The organism is Spiroplasma helicoides, from assembly GCF_001715535.1.
Classification (GTDB): domain Bacteria; phylum Bacillota_I; class Bacilli_A; order Mycoplasmatales; family Mycoplasmataceae; genus Spiroplasma_A; species Spiroplasma_A helicoides.
In genome coordinates, this window is the sequence record NZ_CP017015.1 from 1304761 (window position 1) to 1326546 (window position 21786).

General features: G+C 28.5%; 19 protein-coding genes. 8 read left to right on the forward strand and 11 right to left on the reverse strand.

Annotation, left to right across the window (positions count from 1 at the left end):
* Positions 1-4: 4 nt before the first annotated feature.
* Genes SHELI_RS05790 through rnmV form a run of 3 tightly spaced genes read right to left on the reverse strand, consistent with a single transcriptional unit; the run spans position 5 to position 2024 of the window.
* On the reverse strand, positions 5-694 hold the full coding sequence (locus tag SHELI_RS05790; RefSeq protein ID WP_069117536.1) for a GHMP family kinase ATP-binding protein: 690 nt from the start codon (positions 692-694) through the stop codon (positions 5-7).
* Positions 681-1487, reverse strand: coding sequence for a 16S rRNA (adenine(1518)-N(6)/adenine(1519)-N(6))-dimethyltransferase RsmA (gene rsmA / locus SHELI_RS05795; RefSeq protein WP_069117538.1), 807 nt, complete (start codon positions 1485-1487; stop codon positions 681-683). The genes SHELI_RS05790 and rsmA overlap by 14 nt, the downstream gene beginning before the upstream one ends.
* A gap of 3 nt (positions 1488-1490) precedes the next feature.
* Positions 1491-2024, reverse strand: coding sequence for a ribonuclease M5 (rnmV, locus tag SHELI_RS05800; protein ID WP_069117540.1), 534 nt, complete (start codon positions 2022-2024; stop codon positions 1491-1493).
* 88 nt (positions 2025-2112) lie between these two features.
* Here rnmV and mreB (SHELI_RS05805) point away from each other — a divergent pair, with 88 nt between their 5' ends.
* The 7 genes from mreB (SHELI_RS05805) (at position 2113) to mreB (SHELI_RS05835) (ending at position 13395) form a co-directional block, all read left to right on the forward strand.
* Positions 2113-3156 (forward strand): rod shape-determining protein, encoded by a 1044-nt coding sequence (gene mreB, locus SHELI_RS05805; RefSeq protein WP_069117542.1) that lies wholly within the window; start codon positions 2113-2115, stop codon positions 3154-3156.
* A gap of 112 nt (positions 3157-3268) precedes the next feature.
* Positions 3269-4315 (forward strand): rod shape-determining protein, encoded by a 1047-nt coding sequence (locus tag SHELI_RS05810; protein WP_069117544.1) that lies wholly within the window; start codon positions 3269-3271, stop codon positions 4313-4315.
* A gap of 58 nt (positions 4316-4373) precedes the next feature.
* Positions 4374-4691 (forward strand): hypothetical protein, encoded by a 318-nt coding sequence (locus SHELI_RS05815; protein WP_157087604.1) that lies wholly within the window; start codon positions 4374-4376, stop codon positions 4689-4691.
* Positions 4692-4805: 114 nt separating this feature from the next.
* Positions 4806-7208 (forward strand): hypothetical protein, encoded by a 2403-nt coding sequence (locus SHELI_RS05820; RefSeq protein ID WP_069117548.1) that lies wholly within the window; start codon positions 4806-4808, stop codon positions 7206-7208.
* Between the two features lie 76 nt (positions 7209-7284).
* A complete protein-coding gene (locus SHELI_RS05825; RefSeq protein ID WP_069117550.1) occupies positions 7285-9666 on the forward strand; it encodes a hypothetical protein in 2382 nt (793 codons plus the stop codon).
* A 106-nt stretch (positions 9667-9772) separates the two neighbouring features.
* A complete protein-coding gene (locus SHELI_RS05830) occupies positions 9773-12133 on the forward strand; it encodes a hypothetical protein (protein ID WP_069117552.1) in 2361 nt (786 codons plus the stop codon).
* A gap of 233 nt (positions 12134-12366) precedes the next feature.
* Positions 12367-13395, forward strand: a complete 1029-nt coding sequence (gene mreB, locus SHELI_RS05835) for a rod shape-determining protein (RefSeq protein WP_069117554.1) — start codon at positions 12367-12369, stop codon at positions 13393-13395.
* A 42-nt stretch (positions 13396-13437) separates the two neighbouring features.
* Here mreB (SHELI_RS05835) and SHELI_RS05840 read toward each other — a convergent pair whose 3' ends face one another.
* Together SHELI_RS05840 and SHELI_RS05845 are read right to left on the reverse strand one after the other, a co-directional pair.
* A complete protein-coding gene (locus SHELI_RS05840; RefSeq protein ID WP_069117556.1) occupies positions 13438-14046 on the reverse strand; it encodes a hypothetical protein in 609 nt (202 codons plus the stop codon).
* A 108-nt stretch (positions 14047-14154) separates the two neighbouring features.
* Entirely contained in the window at positions 14155-15645 is a 1491-nt protein-coding gene (locus tag SHELI_RS05845; RefSeq protein WP_069117558.1) for a uracil-xanthine permease family protein, read from the reverse strand.
* A gap of 327 nt (positions 15646-15972) precedes the next feature.
* Here SHELI_RS05845 and mreB (SHELI_RS05850) point away from each other — a divergent pair, with 327 nt between their 5' ends.
* A complete protein-coding gene (gene mreB / locus SHELI_RS05850; protein ID WP_069117560.1) occupies positions 15973-17031 on the forward strand; it encodes a rod shape-determining protein in 1059 nt (352 codons plus the stop codon).
* Positions 17032-17065: 34 nt separating this feature from the next.
* Here mreB (SHELI_RS05850) and SHELI_RS05855 read toward each other — a convergent pair whose 3' ends face one another.
* From SHELI_RS05855 to rpmH, 6 genes are read right to left on the reverse strand one after another with little or no spacing between them, the layout of a single operon-like run.
* Positions 17066-17860 (reverse strand): TatD family hydrolase, encoded by a 795-nt coding sequence (locus SHELI_RS05855; protein WP_069117565.1) that lies wholly within the window; start codon positions 17858-17860, stop codon positions 17066-17068.
* A gap of 10 nt (positions 17861-17870) precedes the next feature.
* Positions 17871-19223, reverse strand: a complete 1353-nt coding sequence (gene mnmE / locus SHELI_RS05860) for a tRNA uridine-5-carboxymethylaminomethyl(34) synthesis GTPase MnmE (protein WP_069117567.1) — start codon at positions 19221-19223, stop codon at positions 17871-17873.
* Between the two features lie 44 nt (positions 19224-19267).
* Entirely contained in the window at positions 19268-19825 is a 558-nt protein-coding gene (locus tag SHELI_RS05865) for a hypothetical protein (RefSeq protein WP_069117569.1), read from the reverse strand.
* Positions 19812-21014 (reverse strand): membrane protein insertase YidC, encoded by a 1203-nt coding sequence (gene yidC / locus SHELI_RS05870; RefSeq protein WP_069117571.1) that lies wholly within the window; start codon positions 21012-21014, stop codon positions 19812-19814. The genes SHELI_RS05865 and yidC overlap by 14 nt, the downstream gene beginning before the upstream one ends.
* A gap of 7 nt (positions 21015-21021) precedes the next feature.
* A complete protein-coding gene (gene rnpA / locus SHELI_RS05875; protein ID WP_069117573.1) occupies positions 21022-21351 on the reverse strand; it encodes a ribonuclease P protein component in 330 nt (109 codons plus the stop codon).
* Position 21352: 1 nt separating this feature from the next.
* Positions 21353-21487: a 50S ribosomal protein L34 gene (gene rpmH, locus SHELI_RS05880; RefSeq protein ID WP_069117575.1), complete on the reverse strand. Its 135-nt coding sequence runs from the start codon at positions 21485-21487 to the stop codon at positions 21353-21355.
* Positions 21488-21786 lie beyond the last annotated feature (299 nt).

Below are 21786 nucleotides of genomic sequence, written 5' to 3' on the forward strand. Positions count from 1 at the left end.
TTTATTAAAAAGTGATTTTTTTTAGGCTTTCTTTTTTTATAAATGTTGACCCAGCGCCACTCATTTGTCCATCATGACTAAATTTTAAAAGTTCTGGGTAAAGTTTTAATGCTGCATTTGTAAGTTGGTTTTTATTTTCACTATCTCAATCTTTTAATTCATCAAACTTTTTATAAACTTTGTTTGTTTGTGAATTTACATTTGTAAAAATTAAATCCTTTTTTTTAATTTCGATAAACTTATGTTCTTCAACGTTTTCTCCATATCCTTTGACTATTGCGGTTTTAAAACCACTATCAAAAAAATAGCTGTCATAACCTATTTTTTTATAAATATTATGTAAAACTTTTTTATTTACCGTGAAAAACTTAGCCAGGGCGACTGCATCGCTAGTACCTCCACCCAATCCAGATCCGAGTGGAATATTTTTTGTTAACTGTATTTTATAGTACTTTTTTATTAAACCTTCTTTTCTTAATTCATCTAAAACAGTATGTAAAAAGTTGTTTTGTTCTAATGTTTTGATATTGCAAATAATTTCGTCCTTTATATCATTTTCAGAAATTATTTTAATTTCATCGTATAAATCTTCTACTATTGACATCACTGAATTTATTTTATGATAGCCATTAAGATCAGGGGGAGAAACCTTCAAAAAAAGATTTACTTTGGCATATGCTTTAATTATTTCCATTATTAACCTCATTATAAATAATTATAAAATCTTCTAATGATATGTTCTCTGGCCTTAGATTTTTTTCAATATTTATTTTTGTTAAGACTTTGTCAGCAAGTTCTTTATTATTTAAAGTATTTGATAAATTATTTAAAATAGTTTTTCTTTTATTATTAAAAATTTTTCTCACAAAAGCTATAAACTTTTTATCATCTTTAACTAAGTTGTAGTTTTTTTGATTAAAACTCATTGAAATAATAGCTGAGTCAACCTTAGGAACTGGTTTAAACATATTTTTATTAACAGTAAATTCATATTTAATGTCTCCATAAAATTGACATGCTATTGAAAGGTTATTATAATTCTTTTCATTTTGTTTAGCACAAATTCTTTGTGCTACTTCTTTTTGAACCATAAAAATAGATTTATAAAGAAGTTGACTTATATAAAGAGTTTTAAAAATTATTTCACTAGTAATGTAATAAGGAGTGTTAGATATTATTGAAACTTTTTTAATGTTTGAGTTTTGATCTATTAGATCTATTAGATCTATTTCCAAAATATCTTCAATGATTAATTCAAAATTCTTTTCTTTTATTTCATTTTTAAGAACTACTTCCATATCACTATCAATCTCAACTGCAATAACTTTTTGATATTTTTTTACAAGCTCCTTTGTCAATGCCCCTCTTCCGGGACCAACTTCAATAATTAGTTGCTCACTATCTTCACCCAGTAAGTTGATGATTTTGTTTATTAAGTTTTTATCTGTTATAAAGTTTTGTCCAAACTTTTTTTTAGCAAAATCCATAAACTACTCCTCTATTATTTTTTTTATTTGATCAACATTCAAATTTAACAAATTTAATCATTTAAATAATTTTTTACTATTTATTTTTTCACTTCAATTAAAGTGATTTGCAATTTTAATTCTATTTTTTGTTTTAAAAAAATCATTTTTTAAAAACTCTTCTCAAGATATTGAATCATTATTATCACTATCAAATTTTACAATATTTTCTAATGCTTTTTTTATTGATTCTGTTTCGGCTTCTGCTATTCCGATTTTTTTTTCATTTTTTATTTCTTTCTTGTTGATAAATGCATGAAAACATTTAAAATCTAAATAGGCATTTATAGTATCACGAATTTTTATTCCAGGTCCATCTGGGTCTGTAAAAATAATTACACCTCGTGTTCTATTAAGGGCTTTAATAAAATCTAGAGTTTCGTTATTGAGAGCTAAACCGTTTGTCTCAATTGTTTCAATATTATCTTTACCAAAAACTTGTTTCAATTTTGCAGTATCGGTTTTACCTTCTACAATAACTATTTGTTTAATTTTCATATTTTGACCTTTCTTATACTAGTATTCTACATACAAATAATGTATAATAATACACGAAGGGTTTTTTCTTTATAAAGGAGGAAATAAAATGGCATCATGAGATCGTAAAAGAGAATTCGTTGCACTTGACTTAGGAACATCAAACGTTGTTGCATACCTAGGTGGACAAGGGATCATTTATAATGAACCTTCAACAATGGCATACGATGTACACACAAACACAGTTGTTGCAGCTGGAGAACAAGCATATGAAATGGTTGGTAAAACCAACGATGATACAAGAATGGTTGTACCATTAGTTGATGGAGTTATTTCTGATTTAGACGCAGCAAAAGACTTAATCAAACTTATCTTTTCACGTATTAAATTATCTGATATCCTTAAAAACGCTTTAGTAGTTCTAGCCTGCCCTTCAGGAGTTACTGAGTTAGAAAGAGGAGCATTAAAACAAGTTGTTGCAGATATGGGAGCAAAACATGTTCTTGTTGAAGAAGAAGTTAAATTATCAGCTGTTGGAGCTGGAATTAATATCTCACTAGCAAGTGGACACTTAGTTGTTGACATTGGTGGTGGAACAACTGATATTGCTATTATATCAGCTGGAGATATTGTTATCTCAAGATCAATTAAAACTGCTGGAAATCACTTTGACGAAGAAATTAGAAAATACATTCGTGCAGAGTACAACGTTCTAATAGGAATTAAAACTGCTGAAAAAATTAAAATAGAGATCGGTTCTTTAACAAAAATCGATAATGGACGTACTTTCCGTGCATTCGGACGTGACGTAATTTCAGGGTTACCAAGAGAAGTTGTTATTTCACCAGATGAAGTAAAAAATGCATTATTAGCACCATTTTCAAAAATTACTGACTTAATTGTTGAAGTAATGGAAAATACACCTGCTGAATTAGCTGGAGATATTATTAGAAATGGTATTACTATCTGTGGTGGAGGAGCTTTATTGAGAGGTATTGATACATACTTTGAATCAATCTTCCAATTAAAAGTTATTAAAGCTCAAGATCCTTTATTAACAGTTATCGAAGGATCAAAAGAATACGAAAAACAAATCGAAAAATGAATGGAAGTTGTTGAGTTACGTGACTCAAGAGAATACAGCATTAAATAATAAAAAAGAAGCTTAATAAAAAGCTTCTTTTTTATTTGCAATCAAATTAAAAAAAGTTTAGAATATTTTCAAAAAGTGGTTAAAATATATATTAGAAGTAGAGGTACTAAATATGGCAAAAATTAATTTAACTCAAAAAAAACATGTTGCTATAGACATTGGGACGAATAAAACAAAAATTCATATTGAGGGCCTAGGAATGGTATTTAACCAATCTACATTAATGGCTCTTGATTACAAAAGTAAAAAAGTTATCGCACTTGGTGATGATGCAAAAAAATTTGTAGGTAAACTAAGTGGAACTTTACAATTAAAATACCCAGTGAGAAGAGGAATAATAACAGACTTAAGTGTTTTAAAATTATTTTTAAAATCAATATTGGCAAATTATAGCAATGATATTAAAGATTCGGTGGTGACAGTTGCATGTCCTACTAGCTTAACACAACTTGAAAGACAATCAATTGTTAAAGCGATAAAAGAATTAGGTGTATATTACGTTAACACAGAAGATGATGTAAAACTAGCATTAATAGGTGCTGGTGCAGATGCTTATGAAACAACTGCATTTTTATGTCTTGACTTAGGAGCTGGAAAATCAACTGCTGCAATAATTTCATCTGGTGAAACAATTCAGTCAAGAAACTCTAAGGTTTCAGGAAACTCAATCGATATGGATATTGCTAAATTTTTAAAAAGTAAAAGTCAACTTATGATTGGTGATATAACAGCAGAACAAATAAAAAATTCAATAGCTTCATTGATTAAAGCTAAAACGCCATTAAAAACTACTGCTTATGGATATGATTTAACTACCGGAATGCCAAAAGACTTTGAATTAAGCGACGAAGATATATCAAAAATTATTTTGTCAGGTTTTGGTAACTTAACAACACTGATCACAAATGTTTTAGAAGGTGCACCTAGCGAAATAGCTGGTGATGTTATTAGAAATGGTTTATATGTAACAGGTGGGGTAGCAAAAATCTCTGGTGTAAAAGCCTTTTTTGAGGATTTCTTTGAAATACCTGTAATATTGTCAAAAAATTGTGCGACAGCAACAATTGATGGTGCGGTTGCTCATAAAACTCGTACATTCCAAAAAATTGAATTAGAAAACGATAAATACGGGTCAACATTTATGTTTAAAAGTGCCTAAAAATGTGCTATAATCATATGTAATAACATATGATTTTTTTATTTGGGTGGGATTAATGATGGCAAAAACAAAATTATTTGAAATGGATAAAAACTTTAAAAAAAACGTTGATAAAATTTATGTTTTTAAAAATATGGCTTATTGTTTGCACAAAGCTGTTTCTTTAGATAAAAGATATGGTCAGTTCCGATGTGTTCAATGCTTTACAACATTTAATCTTGATAGCAGAAAAAGCTGAAACACTTTTAAAAAACGTTTAATAAAAGATTTTAACTTTGAAGAAGCAGAGAAAGAACTTTACAAAGAAATAACTAAAAAGAAAAGAAAAAACGAAATTGAAAATATGATAAAAGAGCTACACGAAATTTATAATTAATAATATTTATTTATTAATTATAAATTTTTTTTATTTATTTTTTTTAAAATACCAATAATTGTAATTTAACTTTATTTTTTATAAAATCATATTGTAAATTAAGGGGAAATTTATATGAAAAAATTACTATACATACTTTCAAGTGTGACATTTATGAGTGCTCCAGCACTTGGTGTAATATCATGCAGTAAAAAGGCTGCTTCTGATCCTTTGAGTAAAGATGGTCCGGATGAACAAGCTCCAGATTTTGATTTTGACGGAAACTACACCGACCTTCAAAATTATATGAAAACCGGAGCAGAAGTTATTTCAAGATTACTTATTGCCAGTAGACATGAAAACTTAAACTTTAATATAAATGAAATTTTAAGTGCTTATTTAGCACCATATCCAACCGTTTCAAATATACCAACGGCATATAAATACAAAGATAAAGATGTTAACCTAACCACTCTTATAAACAGATATAAAAATTTATTAGCACCTTCTATCGATAAAATAAACGGTGAAGGATATGCTGGAGTTTATGCTAGTTACATCATGGGGATGTATGGGGATGAGTTTTATAGAAACTTTTTAGAAGAAGGATTTTTTAGAGATTCTTTTAATCTAAATGGTAGCTCAAAACTAGGTTTGAGTACTGGTGATAATAATAATGCTATGGGCATTTTACAAGGGTTAGATAAAAACTTAAAACTGTCAAATGACCAAAATAGAAGAAATTTAGCTTGAGGAATACAAGATACAGGAGCACTTTCAAATTATCTTTTAAAGAATGGGTTTGATGGTGGTTATCCTGGTGGTACAAGTGGTACAAGTGGACCATTAACTACTGCATCTGAAAATAATTTTGGAACTAACGGAGCTGGTTATTTATTTTACAACTCAATTTTAGCAAACGGTAGTTCTAAAGGTAACGGTTTAAAAGAATTTAACAATAAATTAATTTCAGATAAGCTAAGTAAAAATGTAAAATATAGTCCTGCTGAAAAAGGTAAAATGATACCATCAATTGATGGCAAAGAATTTAATAAATTAGGATCTTCATTTGCAATGACTGCTGGTAATTTAAATCTAGATGGGTTCATTAACAAGTTTGTTGCATTAAAAGATAATGTTGCACAATCAGATTTTGGTGCAGAAACACTTTTAACAATGGCTAATTATTTAACTCCATTTTTAATAAATCCAGCTAATTTAACAGACATGAAAGTGCAAGGCACAGCTTTTAGTCTATTGTATAATGTTCAAAATGCTATAAATATCATACAAAAAGATGAAAAAAATGAATTTAAAACTTTTTTAACAACAAAAGGTTTTGATAGAACTATTTTAGATACACAAATCAACACAATAACTCCTTTAGGTATAGATTCATTGACAGGTCCTAAAGAGGAAAATGTAACTGTTAGAAGATTATATAATGTTGCTGAATCTGATAAAAATCAAGACGCTTTAAGTAATATAAAAAATATTTCTAAGTTCTTAAAAGAACTTAATGTGTTTCAAAATAAACTTAATGAAGATGATAAAAAGGTTTTTGTTGATAAGTTCTTTAAATATGACTTTACACTTGGAAATGGTTCTATTCAAAAACCAGCACAAAAAACACCTTTTGCTGAAGCATACAAACTTATTATTGATCCTTCTGTTGGAGGTTCGTTATCACTTGGTGGTCTTGGAGAAACAGGGTGAAAAAATCTAGTTGGTGAAAATGGAAATGGTGCATCTAATTTATTAAACGTTATTTCTATGGCATATAATTATTTATCTGAAAAAGATACAGAGGATCTGCTTACCAACATTGCGGAAAATAGTTATTATGGAAAAGGTATTTTTGATTTAACTAGAACAGATAAAATAAATTTAATGAGAACTCTTGGTTATGACTCATCAGAAAAAAAATTTAAAAATGATACATTCCTAAAAAGATATTATGATTTATTAACTGATAAAACTATTGCTGGTGTTACTGAATTAAATAGTGTATTTGAGTCTCTAAAGAGTTCAACTGATGAAAAAATGAAAAATATACATGAAAACATGATTCAATATATCAGTAGCAGAGACTATTGAGAAACTAGTGATACAAAAATATCAGTGACTTCTCCTACAGAAACAAACAATGCAAAAATTGAATTTACACTTAATTATAAAGGTGTTGGAGACTCTGAATCAAATGCTGACAAACAAACTACAAAAGTAGATGTACCTGAAAACTTCAATCCATACCAAACAATATTGGCAAATCAAAAAGATTTTGCAAACTCTGAGAATCTTAAATCAAAAATAGATACTTCAAAAGTATCTGGGGTTGTGCTTGGAGAAAAACAACTAAATATGACTGAAGACGATATTAAAAAATATGACGGTTTTGGTAATACATATAAAAATGTAAATCACAAATATAAAATTGTCTGACAAAATATTAGTAATAATGTCGAGGTTCCTTATTGAATTATCGTTGATTTCAAATCTTACGATAGCGAGGGAAATGAATTCTTTAATATTTATTAAAATAGCTTAGGCTATTTTTTTTATATTGTCAAAACACTTTTAATTTTATAAAATATAAGTGGAAAAAGGAGATTATATGAAAAAACTAATTTATTTTTTAGCGAGTTTAACTTTTACAAGTCAATCATTATTTAGTGTAATTTCATGTTCATGTAGTACCACTAAAAATGAAGATGAGGTAGAACAAAATGGATTGTATGATCCAAAAGCACCAGATTTTAGCATTGATCCAAGTTTAACAGATATGCAAAATCAAATGAAAACTGGAGCTGAAATGATTTCAAGAATGATAATTGCAAGTAGACATGAGAATTTAAATTTTAACGTAAATGAGATATTGTCATCATACTTATCACCCTATTCTTCTGAAATGAATATGCCAACTTCATATACATATAATGGTCGGAATGTTAATTTGTCTGAATTAATAAGTAGATATAAAAACTTGTTGGCACCTCAAATAGAAAAAATAAACTTAGGTAACTTTGCTGGTGTTTATTCAAGTTACGTTATGGGAATGTATGATGATGGTTTTTATCAAAAGTTTGTTGATAAAGGGTATTTTGAAGATGGTTTTAATGAAAATGGTGATACTGGATTCAATAAGTACTTATTTAATTCATATGATTTTAATGAAGTAGGTTTATTGATGGGATTAGATAAAAATTTAAACCTTTCAGATGATGAAAATCGAAGAAATTTAGCTTGAGGGATACAAGATAACGGAGCTTTATCAAATTACCTTTTAGAAAAAGGGTTTGATGGTGGTTATCCTGGGGGTTCTAATGGAACAAGCACACCATATATTCCCGCTCCTCGAGATGGTAGTATTGGAGGTACAAACGGAGCTGGATATTTATTTTATAATTCTGTACTTGCAAGCGGAAAATCAAAATTAAATGATTTTAAAGAATTTAATAAATCTATAAAAGATAAAATTAAAGGAGCATCATACGATAGTGCTGATCTTGTAAATGGCGACTATTCATCAACAATTGATGGAGTTAGTTTCAACCAAACGGGTTCATTGATGGCTATGACTGCAGGAGCTTTAAATCTTAAAGGATATATTAATAAGTTTGTAGCTTTAAGAGAAAATATTGCTGAATCAGATTTTGGAGCTGAATCTCTTTTGACTTTTGCAAACTTTCTAACACCTATGCTTTCAAAAATGAGTACATATACAGATCTTGTTATTCAAGGCGCTGTATCTAGTTTGTTATACAATGCTCAAGCAGCAATAAATCAAATACAAAACGATGAAAGCGGAAAAGATATCAAAAAGTTTTTATTATCTAATGGATTTAGTGAAAAAACCTTAACAGACAAGATTAATATTAGAGAATCTATTGCTGTAAATGATTTGATGAATCCAAGCCCTGAAAATGTTTCAATTGGAAACCTTTATAAAACAAAAGATAACGATTTGGTAAATGATTCATTAACAAACCTTAGTAGAGTAGCTCAATTTTTAAAAGAACTATCAGAACTTCATTCAAAACTCTCACCAGAATTGAAAAACGAGTTTTTAAATAAAGTCTTGAAAACAAGTGATACCCCTTTTGGTAAAAGTTATCAATTGATAATTAATCCAAAAGTTACAGGGTTATTAGATTTGGGTGGTTTAACTCAGGAAGGGTGAGAAGAATGTATGGGCAATGATGGAACTAAAGGGGCAAATCTTTTAAGTCTTCTTTCAAAAGCTTATGCTGGTTTAGCAAAAAAAGAAGTTAAAGATATAGTTGAAAAAACAATTTTAAATTATAAAGATAGAGTACTAACTGATTTGAATCGTTCGCAAAAAAATACTTTACTGGAGGCTTTGGGATATGATTTTGCTGAAAAAAAATATAAAGAAGATTCATTCTTAAAAGGTTATTATGATTTATTAACAGATAAATCTGTTTCTGGGGTTGACGAACTAAATAATCTTTTTGTAGATTTAAAAAAAGGTATTAATGAATCAATTGCTCCAGTTCATGAAAGAGCAACTCAATATATAAATAATAAAGAATACTGAAACACAAGAGACATAAAAATGGGTGCAACATCACCAACCGAAGTAAATGGAACAATTGAATTTACTTTAGAATATAAAGGTGCTGGTGATAGTGATTCAAATGCAGATCAACAAACCAAAAAAGTTGAAGTACCTAAAAACTTTAATCCTTATCAAACAATTGTAGAAAACCAAAAGGATTTTGCAAACACCGAAAAGCTTAAATCAAAAATTGATACATCAAAAGTGTCTGGTGTTGTGCTTGGTAAAGAACAACTTAATATGTCTGAAGAAGATATTATGAAATATGATGGTTTAGGTGAAAATTATAAAGATGTAAAACATCAATATAAAGTTGTTTGAAAAAATGTTAGCAACGATGTGGAAAACCCTTATTGAGTAATTGTAGATTTAAAATCTTTCAATCAAGATGGAGAACAATTTTATAACATTTATTAATAAAAAAAACAATTAAAAAATAGTTGTTTTTTTATTTCACTAAATAAATTGTATATACATAATTATTTTTATAAAATTACTATATAGTTTTTAAAGGGGATTATTTATGAAAAAATTATTATACTTTTTAGCAAGTATGGCAATTGTTACACAGCCATTGGCAAGTTCTATAGCATGTAAACAAAAAAATCAAAACTCTAATAATGACGATGGGGTTGAATATGACCCAAAAAATCCTGACTTTAGTATTGATAAAAGTTTAACCGATACTCAAAATCAGATGAAAATTGGAGCAGAAATGATTTCAAGAATAATTGTTGCAAGTAGACATGAAAATCTAAACTTTAACATGAATGAAATTTTGTCTTGCTATTTAACACCTCAATCCACAGCATTAAATATGCCTAGTTCATATACTTACAAAGGTAGAAAAGTTGATTTGGCAGATCCAATAAATAAATTTAAAGGTTTATTACAACCAAACATTGGTAAGCTGGATGGGGCACATTTTACAGGTGTATATGGAAGTTATTTGATGGGTATGTATGAGGATAGTTTTTATCAAAATTTTATAAACGACCAAGGTTTTACTGATGGTTTTAATAAAGAAGGTGGTGTTGGATTTAACAAACCCGGAAAAACAGATAACTCAATGGGTATTTTAATGGGAATGAATAAAAACTTAAATTTATCTGAAGATGAAAATAGAAGAAGTCTTGCTTGAGGTGTTCAAGACACGGGTGCACTATCCAATTATCTTTTAAATGATGGTTTTGATGGTGGTTATCCTGGTGGAACTAATGGTACTAGTTCTCCGTTTACACCAGCTAATCCAACAGGAGAAGATGGTGGAACTAATGGGGCTGGTTACTTATATTACAATTCAATATTAGCAAGCGGAAAATCAAAAGTTAATTCGTTTGATGAGTTCAAAAGTAAAACAGTTAACGATAAATTAAAAACACATAAATTTAGTGTTGCAGATATTATTAATGGAGATTATGCTTCGTCGATTGATGGTACTCCATTTAACGCCACTGGAGGGTTGTTATCAATATCAGCAGGTGCTTTAAATTTAAAAGGATATATAAATAAATTTTCTGCACTTAAAAATAGTGTTGAAGAGTCAGATTTGGGAGCGGAATCATTGCTTACATATGCTAATTTTATGACACCTTTATTAACAAAAGATGGTAATACGAATGAACTTAGAATTCAAGGGGCTGCTCTTAGTTTAATTTATAATGTTCAAGCGGTTATAAACCTTATTCAAAGAGATAATCAATATTCTAATTTAAGAGATTTTTTATCAAAGAATGGATTTAATTCAGAAATATTGAATGATAAAATTAATATAAGAAAAGAAGTTGAAATTGCTAAACTTTTAGAACCAACTAAAGAATATGTTAATAGTAAAAAGTTTTATGAAGCTGATGATGTAGATGTTAACAAAGATCAACTTGTAAATTTAAATAAAGTTTCAAAATTTTTAAAAGAATTAAATAGATTTCAAAAACAATTAAGTAGCGACAATTTAAAACAGCAGCTAGCTAACGATTTTTTTATAGACAAAAACTCACCTTTTAATAAATGCTATCAACTTATAATAAGTCCAAAAATTGAGGGAACAATTGATCTTGGTGGTCTAGAACAAAAAGGTTGACAAAAATTAGTTGAAAAAGATGCTTCGGGTGCAATAAAAATTTTAAATATAGTTGCTAATGCTTATGAAGGTTTAGCAAAAAAAGACACAAAAAATATAATTGAAAGTATGGAAAATAACAAAAGTATAAATGATTTAAGCAGAAGTGAAAAACAAAAACTAATAACTCTTTTAGGGTATGACTACTCAGAAAAAAAATATAAAGAAGGAACATTCTTTTACGATTACTATAACTTATCTAACAACACAGACGTTGAAGGTGTTAATGAACTTAATAACTTATTTGCATATTTAAACAGTTCTGTGGATGACTCAATGACAAATGTTCATGAACAAGCGACTCAGTATCTTATCAATAAAGAGTATTGAAAAACTAGTGATGTTAATGTTGGAGTAACTTCACCAACAGAAGTGAATGGTAAAATAGAATTCACTTTAGATTATAGTGGTAATGGTGATAGCGACTCAAATGCAGATACACAAACCGCAAAAATTGAAGTACCGCAAAAATTTAATCCTTACCAAACAATTGTAGATAATCAAAAAGATTTGGCTGAAAGTACAGCTTTAAAAGATAAGATTGATACATCAAAAGTATCTGGTGTTGTGCTCGGTAAAGAACAACTTAATATGTCTGAAGAAGATATTATGAAATATGATGGTCTTGGAGTTAATTATAAAAAAGTAGATCACAAATATAAAATTGTTTGACAAAATATAAGTAACGATGTTGAAAATCCATATTGGGTTATAGTTGATTTTAAATCATACAATGGTGATAAACAATTTTATAATATTTATTAATTAGTAATTTTAAAATTTATAAAAATATGTTAGTATAATAATGTAAGCAAAATAAAAAAATTACAAATTTATTTATTTTATTGTAAAATTATTTTAAGTATACACTAAACTTTTTGGTTGTAAAATAATAAAAAATATGCTACAATTAATATAGATTATGTATTCTATCTATAAATAGAAATACGTAATTCATATTAATTTTTTTTACATTAAATTTAGAAGGAGTTCAAAAAATGGCAAATAAAAAACCAACATTTGTAACAATGGACTTAGGTACAGCAAATACTTTAGTTTACATTGCAGGTCAAGGAATTGTTTACAACGAACCATCAATCGTTGCATACCGTATTAAAGAAAACAAAATTATCGCTGTAGGTGAGGAAGCTTACAAAATGATCGGTAAAGGAAACAAAACTGTTAGAGTTGTTAGACCGATGGTTGACGGAGTTATTACAGATATTAGAGCAACTGAAGCTCAGTTAAGATATATCTTCTCAAAACTAAGAATTAACAAACAATTAAAACACTCAGTTATGTTACTAGCTTGTCCATCAGTTATTACTGAATTGGAAAAAACTGCTCTTAAAAAAATTGCAGTTAACTTAGGTGCAGACCAAGTATTCGTTGAAGAAGAAGTTAAAATGGCTGCATTAGGTGGAGGAGTAAATATTTATGCTCCAACAGGAAACCTAATTATTGATATGGGTGGGGGAACAACTGATATTGCTGTTTTAGCATCAGGAGATATAGTTCTTTCAAAATCAATCAAAGTTGCAGGTAACTACCTAAATGATGAATGTCAAAAATTTATTAGATCACAATACGGATTAGAAGTTGGATCAAAAACTGCTGAATCAATTAAAGTTAACGTTGGTTCATTAGCAAAATACCCAGATGAAAGACGTATGAAAGTTTATGGACGTGACGTTGTTTCAGGACTTCCAAGAGAAGTTGAAATTACACCAGAAGAAGTACGTGAAGTATTGAAAGTTCCAGTATCAAGAATTATTGATTTAACAGTTCAAGTATTAGAAGATACACCACCTGAATTAGCAGGAGATATCTTCAGAAATGGTATCACAATTTGTGGTGGTGGTGCTTTAATTAGAGGTATCGACAAATATGTTGCAGATACTTTACAATTACCAACAAAAATCGGAGAACAACCATTACTAGCTGTTATTAACGGAACTAAAAAATTCGAATCAGAAATTTGAGAAATCATGAAAGCTCAAAGACATCACGAAGATTTAACTAAATAATTTAATATAAAAAAAAATCGTTTAAAACGATTTTTTTTTATATTATTTTAATTTTGTTTGTAGTAATGTAACCCCCACTACATGTCCTACAAGACCTAATGATATAAGTGCTGCACTTATAATGTAGTTGGTTGATAATTTATATCCTGGTTTCATTTCTTCTGGTAAGCTGCTGTCTTTGTAAGTTTTATTTAAATCATTTACTAATGAACCCATGCTTGCAAGGAATAAAACTGCAGTTAAAGCAATGATAACTGTAAATACAATATCTAAAATAAATTGTGCTTTGTCTTTAATAACATCTTCTTTTTTGAAACTTATACCGTAAAATACTACATTTCATAAAAAGTATAACAATGAAAATACAAAACTTGAAAGTGAAAGGTTATACATACCTTTAGTTAAACCGCTTAGTTGCCCTTTTGTATCTTTGCTAAATACGTGTTCTTGTAAATATCCAAAACCTGTGGTTACATTTTTTGAATCATCACTTATTACCGGATCTGCTTTACCTCAACCTTTGAATATTTGTGTTGCTGATGCATTTTTATCAGTATAACTAAATCCAATAGCTAATATAACTATGGTGATTAACAATCAAACTACTCCAGAATATATCATTCTGACCATATATTTTTTATTTTGACTCATATTTTTCCTTTCTGTAAAGTAAAAACTTTACTATAATATTTTATTTTATAATTTCAGAAAAATCAACTTATAAGTTAAACATAAAAAAATACTTTTAAGTTTTAAAATTTATTTATTTTTTCTTGATTTTTTATTTTTTTCTTTTACAAACTCTTTGTTCTTAAATTTATTTATAAGTTTTATATTAAATACACCATCATTTATTTGATCTGGTAAAAGTATATTTAGTAATACACCGGCTATTGTAGCCAGAAATAGACCTGTAAATTTAAATCCGTTTTCTCCTACAGAGATTTGAGTATCTGTTACTCCCAGCCCTATTCCGATACCTAATGTGATAGATATAACAAATATATTTTTAGCATTTAGAAAATTAACCTTACCATCGATTAAGATTTTTACACCATTTGAACTTATCATACCAAACAGAATAAGACCAATTCCCCCCATTACCGGTTTTGGTATCATGCTTATTATTTGATTGATTGGCGCAATAAAGCTCATAGCAGTCGCAAAGATTGCTGCCAACCCCACCGCCCATACACTAGCCACTCGAGTCATTCCAACAACACTTGTATTTTCGGCATATGTTGCATTAACTGGTCCCCCAATTATTCCAGCCACCATTATGGAAACTCCATCTGCCATCAATGTTCTACTAATACCAGGATTTTTTATGTAATCTCTATTTGTTAAAGAACCAATGTTAATGTGCTCTCCTAAGTGTTCTGTCATTGTGATCATAGATATTGGAACAATTGAAACCATTGCGGGTAATATTGATGAGGCTTTAACATCAAATACATTTTTAAAACTTGGGTATCATTCTCAACTAGAAACATCTGTAATTAAAGATGTGTTTATTAAACTAATACCTTGTGATTTAAATGCAAAATGAAGAATAATTGTTATTAAATACCCAAAGGCAAGAGCCATAAGTATTGGTATTGCTTTAAAAAACATTTTAGCTTTTAAAACACACACCGCTGCCACCAATATTGTAAAAACTCCAATCAAAATTGCTAGTCATTGTGGATAGTGCGTTCCATCACCATTATCTATTTCTCCACCTCTTTCGTTACTTCAAAGTCCTAGATTTTTTAAAGTGCTTGAAACAGCACTCATACCAATAATTATTATTATTGGACCAATTACTATTGGTGAAAAAACTTTTTTAACTCATTGCGATCCTGTTCAATGAATAATGAATCCAACAATAACATATACTGCACCTACTGCAAATGCTGCAATAAATATTGCATTTTTTCAATCTGCATAACCCGTTCCCATTACTGTCATGTATGAAAAACTACTTCCTAGATATATAGGTACTTTTGCAGAAGTAAGTCCAATGTAAATTAAGGTTCCTATTCCTGAACAAAATAGTGCCATTGATATATTGATTACTTGTTGATTTGCAAATTGATTTATGATCATTGGTACTAAAACTGTAGCTCCAAACATTGCAAAAACATGTTGTACTGATAAAAGAATTCACTTAGACACACTTTTGGGTCTTTGGTGCGGCTCTAAAACAAGTTGAACATGATTTGGAGTTTGTTCTACATCCTTATTTTCAGTTTTTTGTATATCTGTCATAATTGACTCCTTTCAAATTTACAAAAAAAATCAACTATATAAATAGTTGATTTAAATTATATAAAGTTGTGAAAAATAAAGATTAATAAATACTTTTATTTTTGTCTTTATTGTTTTTTTTCTAACAAATAAAGTATTCATAATTCTCTCCTTTATTTTCTAAAAATAATTATATACATTTATTTTAAATTTTTTAAATATTTTTTCTTTTTTCTTTATAAAACTATAAAATATTCTTAAGTGGAATATTTTTTTATTAAATTGCTTTATTAAAAACTAAATTGTATAATTAATAAGCATAAAAAATATTGCATATAGGAGGAAAATATGAAAAACGAAGATCGTACATTCATTGCCTTAGATTTGGGTACAAGTAATATTCTAGCTTTTGTTGCTAAACAAGGTATCGTTTATAACGAACCATCAATAATGGCATATGATATGATAACAAACAACTTAACTGCTTTGGGACAAGAAGCATATGATATGATGGGAAAAGTTCACAGTAATATCAAAATGGTAGTTCCTATTAGAGATGGTGTTATTACAGATTTAGATGCTGCAAAAGACTTATTAAAACACATTTTTGCAAAACTACAAATGTTAAATGACTGAAAAAACTCAATTATTTTATTAGCATGTCCTAGTGAAGTAACAGAGCTTGAAAGAGAAGCATTAAAACAAGTTGCTTATGACATGGGTGCAGAAATTGTTGTTATTGAAGAAGAAGTTAAAATGGCAGCACTTGGAGCTGGTTTAAATATTGATATTCCAAAAGGAAATGTTGTTATTGATATTGGTGGGGGAACAACTGACATAGCTATTATTTCAGCTGGTGACGTTGTTATATCAAAATCTGTAAAAGTTGCAGGGAATGCATTTGATGAAGAAATCAAAAAATACATTCGTTCTGAATATAATGTGACTATTGGTAGCAAAACAGCTGAAAATTTGAAAAAAGAATTAGGTTCATTAGCTAAATACAAAGGTGAAAAAACAATGTCTGTTTTTGGTAGAGATATTGTTTCAGGATTGCCTAAAGAAGCTGTTATTAGTTCAGAAGAAGTAAGAAACGTTCTTGTAAATGCATTTAGTAAAATTACTGACTTAGTTATTGAAATAATGGAAAATACACCTCCTGAATTAGCTGGGGATATAATTTCACACGGATTTACAATTTGTGGTGGTGGATCATTAATTAGAGGAGTTAAAGAATACTTTAACGGAATTTTCTCAGTACCATGTTCAATCTCACCTAACCCATTAACAGGGGTTGTTGAAGGAGCAAAAAACTTCCAAAGAGTTATCAATAACCGTATTGAATCAGGTTATTATGGGAAAAATGCAAAAGATGCTAAAAAAGGTAGTCAAAGTAACTACATTTAAAAAAATAAAAAACTGGTTAATAAACCAGTTTTTTTTAACCTAACTTAAATACTTTTTGCGCGTTTGTTGTTGTTGCATCAATAACATCATGTTTGTTTAAATTTTTAATTTTTGCTATTTTTTCAACAACATGAACTATTTCTTTAGAAGTATTTATTTTACCTCTATTTGGTTGTGGTGTTAGATATGGTGCATCTGTTTCCACCAACATATGATTTATAGATATTTTTTTGACTGCATCTTGCAAATCGGTTGAGTTTTTAAAAGTTACAACTCCAGGTATTGAAATATAATACCCTTTATCTGTAAATTTTTTTGCAAGGTTATATCCTCTAGTAAAGCAATGTACTATTGCTCTTGTAACTTTGTATTTTTTTAAAATTTCATATGCATCATTATATGCATCTTCAGAGTCATCTTTATCACGGATATGTAACATTACGGCTAAATCATTTTCTTGTGCAATCTTAATGTGTTTAATTAGCACTTCTTTTTGTATTTCTTTGTATTCATTTGTGTAGTAGTAGTCTAGCCCCACTTCTCCAATTGCAACAACTTTTTCTGCATGTGCTAATGTTTCAATTTCTTCTCAATCTTTTTCTTTCATCAAATGTGCTTCGTTTGGGTGAACCCCAATAGCACAATATACTCCTTGATATTTTAGTGCGTATTTTGTAGCTAGTTTTGAAGATGGTACATCAAAACCAACACAACAAAATCTTGAAACACCATTTAATTTGGCTTCTTCTATCATTTCTTTTGTTTCAATTCCCTCTTCCTTATATCTAGGGTCATTGAAATGGGTATGTGTGTCAAATATTCCTGCCATTTTTTTCTTCCTACTTTCCTAAACAATATTTTTTAAAAATATTATCTATGATTTCTTCCTCTGAGTTAATTATACCAAGCAAACTGTTAACAATTTCTAAACTTTTGTATAAATCTACACTTAAAATGTCAAAATCAAAACCAATTTCTAGATTTGCAATGCACTCATCTATAAGTTGTAAAATATTTTCAAGACTTGTGATATTTTTTAAGTTAGTCAAAATTGTTAGATCTGAGCTTAAAAGATCATCATTATTAAACATATCATGAATTTTTTGTTCTAGTTCTTCTAGATCGTTTTTAATTGCACTTATAAATACAGCGTTCTCAAATTGTTCTTTAAATTTGTTTACTTGTTTTTTATCTAATAAATCTTTTTTATTTACAACAATTATATGTTTTTTGTTTTTAATTTTATCTAAAATGTTTTGATTTACATTTTTGTCATTTACAACAAACAAAACTAAATCTGCTAACTCTATTTGATCAATACTTTTTTGAATACCTAATTTTTCAACTACATCATCTGTTTTTCGAATACCTGCCGTATCAATTAATTTAAGTGTAAACTGTGGGAAATTTATTTGTCCTTCAACAATATCTCTTGTGGTACCTTCGATATCAGTAACTATTGCTTTTTCTTCATTAATCATTGCATTTAAAATTGAAGACTTACCAACATTTGGTTCACCAATGATTAATGTTTTTATTCCTTCAAAAGCGGTGTTGGCTCTTTTACTTATAGTAATTGTTTTTTCTAAATAACTTTTTAAAATCGCTAAGGTTTTTTTTATCTCTTCAGGGTTTGATCCTTCAATATCATCATAGTCTGGGTAATCTATTGACGTCTGAATTCTACTTACCAAATCCATTATTTGTTCTTTGATTCATAAAATATTTTTGTTTTTTGAGCCAGACATATTCATTGCACTAATCTGTAGTGAAAGTTCATTTTTAGATTCTATTAAGTTATTTATTCCTTCTGCTTGAATCAAACTTATTTTTCCATTCATATAAGCTCGCTTCATAAACTCACCAGGTTCAGCCATTCTTGCTCCAAGTTTGATTGTTTCAGAAATTATTTTGTTTGTTAACAAAATTCCTCCATGACAATTTATTTCAATAACATTTTCACCTGTAAATGATTTATTCTCAACAAAAGTAACAAATAACGATTCATCAACTAGCGAGCCATGAATATATACTTTTCTTAATTGCTGTTTGTTTGTATATTCTAAATTTTTATTCAATAATTTATTTACTATTTCAAAAGCTTTTGGACCAGATAATCGAATTATCGATATTGCTTGTTTTGCAACCTTAGTTGCTGGAGCTACAATAGTATCATCTAAAAAAAGTTTCACTTTAAAATCACCTTATATGAAATTATACATCAAAAAAAAGGTAGTTATTTTACTACCCTATAATAAATTTTTATTATTTTACCTGCATTTATATTTATTGACTTTCAAGAAATACGTTGGTAATTTACAAGAACTTTGTATGCTTTTTCTCTAAGTGTTTTAGTCATGGGTTTTGTATTGATAGCACTTTTGTTTTCAACACAATTCCTAGCGAGATTTTTTAAATTCTCTTCATCCCAACTTTGTATCCCTTTATATAACTGATAGTAATCGGCAATTGCAAAACTTATGTTTATACCAAATTTAGCACTTAAAGTTATTTTTAATAACCTTAAAAGTTTATCATATATTTTTTTATAATCAGTTGAGTCAATTCTAACAAATAAAAAATTCTTATTTAGTTTTTTGTTATAAGAAATTGAAAACACTTTCGTTTCAAGATTGTTTTGTAATATTTTTTTTATGTAACTTAAAATTGCTAATCTAAACTCGTTTTTACAAATTAAAACCACTTTGTTTGATTTATCCTTATATAACAAATTGCTATAGGGTTTATAATTTACAAAAAAGTGGTTAATTTTTTTTATATTAAGTTTTTGCATTTTGATGCTTTTCGGCAATTTTAAGTTTTTTTTCTCTGATTTTTTCTCTTTTTTTACTAATTCTTTTACCTTTGGTTTCTCTCATGTAATGGAAAACTAAGGTTTGAGATATTTGGAAAGTAGAAGAGAAAATCCAGTAAATAGCTACCCCTGAGGCCACAGTTGAAACAACAAAGATGAATACCACAATGAATACAACTTGCATTATGATTTGTCTTCTTCTAGCTTTTTTCTGCTGCTCAGATTTTATTGCTTTTTTATCTTTGGTTGATCTTAAGAACATTGGTAAGAACATAGATAAAATCTGCATTGGTAAATAAACTGCTATTAGAGTTGCATAAATTCAATTACCTTCTTTAATTTGTTCTCATGGTTGTTCAACAAGTGTTATTTGACCAACTGTTGCAACTTTTAGTGCATGAGCAGATCTAACAACTGAGAACATCGCAAATAAGAAAGGCATTGATAAGAATGATGTCGCTATAGAACTCATAGGACTTATTCCTTCTTTTCTATAAAGTGCCATAAGTTCCATTTGTTGTTTTTGTTTTGTTTGTGGATCTTTTGAACCTTTATACTTGGACTGAATTTCTGCTTGTTTGCCTTGGAGGGACGTCATTTTTTCTTGATTCATCTGCGTTTTTAGTGTAAACATCAGAGTTATGGCTCTAACTATTATTGAAGTAAATAATATAGCCCCTATTGCTGATACCCCGTAATTTGGTTTTGATGGGTCTAGAAGTCCTTCGGTAGTTCCTGAAAAACCTCTTATAAATGCTGTTAGTAAATACGCTAATGGGTAAACGAAGAATCCATAATAAGGTGATGATGTTTCTGTGAATGCTTCTGCTCAGTTACTTATAGATTTAAGCTGATACTCTTTTAATACACCGGTGCTATCATCGAACCAGTGAGTCTTACTACCAAAATCATTAAGACTTAAAATTATTAGCTCGAATGTAACCCCTGGAGCATAAACACCATTACCAGCCATGTCGGTAACTTTATTTATAGTGTATGATGGTTGGTACATTTGCACACAACCTCAAAGCATACAGACCACGATGAATAAAAATAAAAATATTTTGGTTCACCCTCAAATTTTTTTGAAAACTTCTTTTTTGGACTTTGGTCCTTTTGTTCCACCATTCAGATACTTTGAATAATCTTGTTTGTACAAATTGTTCACCTCTCTTTTATTTAATGGTTTTTAACAATTCGCTTAATTCATTAAAATTATAAGAATAATCTTTATTTAGAAATTGATTTCGCGCCATTATTACAATATGGCTTTTTTTGCTTTTTAAGCCTGGCAGTAATTCATAAATCATATTTCTAATCTGTCTTTTTACTTTATTTCTAATAACAGCATTACCTAATTTTTTACCTACAGATATCCCGTACTTAAACTGATTACTTTCATTTAAAATTAAATAAACAACAAAAGATCTGCTTTTAATAAAAGTTTTTTTGCATATAATTTTTTGAAAATGATGATTTTTTTTTATAATATTCTCATTTTTCATATTAAGCGCTTAATTTTGCTCTACCCTTTGCTCTTCTGGCTTTGATAATTTTTCTACCATTTTTTGTAGCCATTCTTGCTCTAAATCCGTGGGTTCTAGCGTGTTTGATTTTACTTGGTTGTCAAGTTCTTTTCATGGTTACCCTCCTTAATCTAAATAAAACTTCATATAAAATTATATATTATTTATAAGCAATATTGTAAAGAAAGTTAATTATAATTGAGGTGTAAATAAAACCTAACTTAAAATGAAGGTGCAAAAAATGTTAAAAAAACTTGAATAAGTTAATATGTGAATAACTTTTATAACCCAGCATTTAAAGGCTATAACAAAAAAGTTATTCACAATTTTATATTTATTTTTATATATTTTAAAATTTTCATTGTTATAAATAGTTAATAACTTATAATTTTTTTATATAAGAGGAACTTAAAT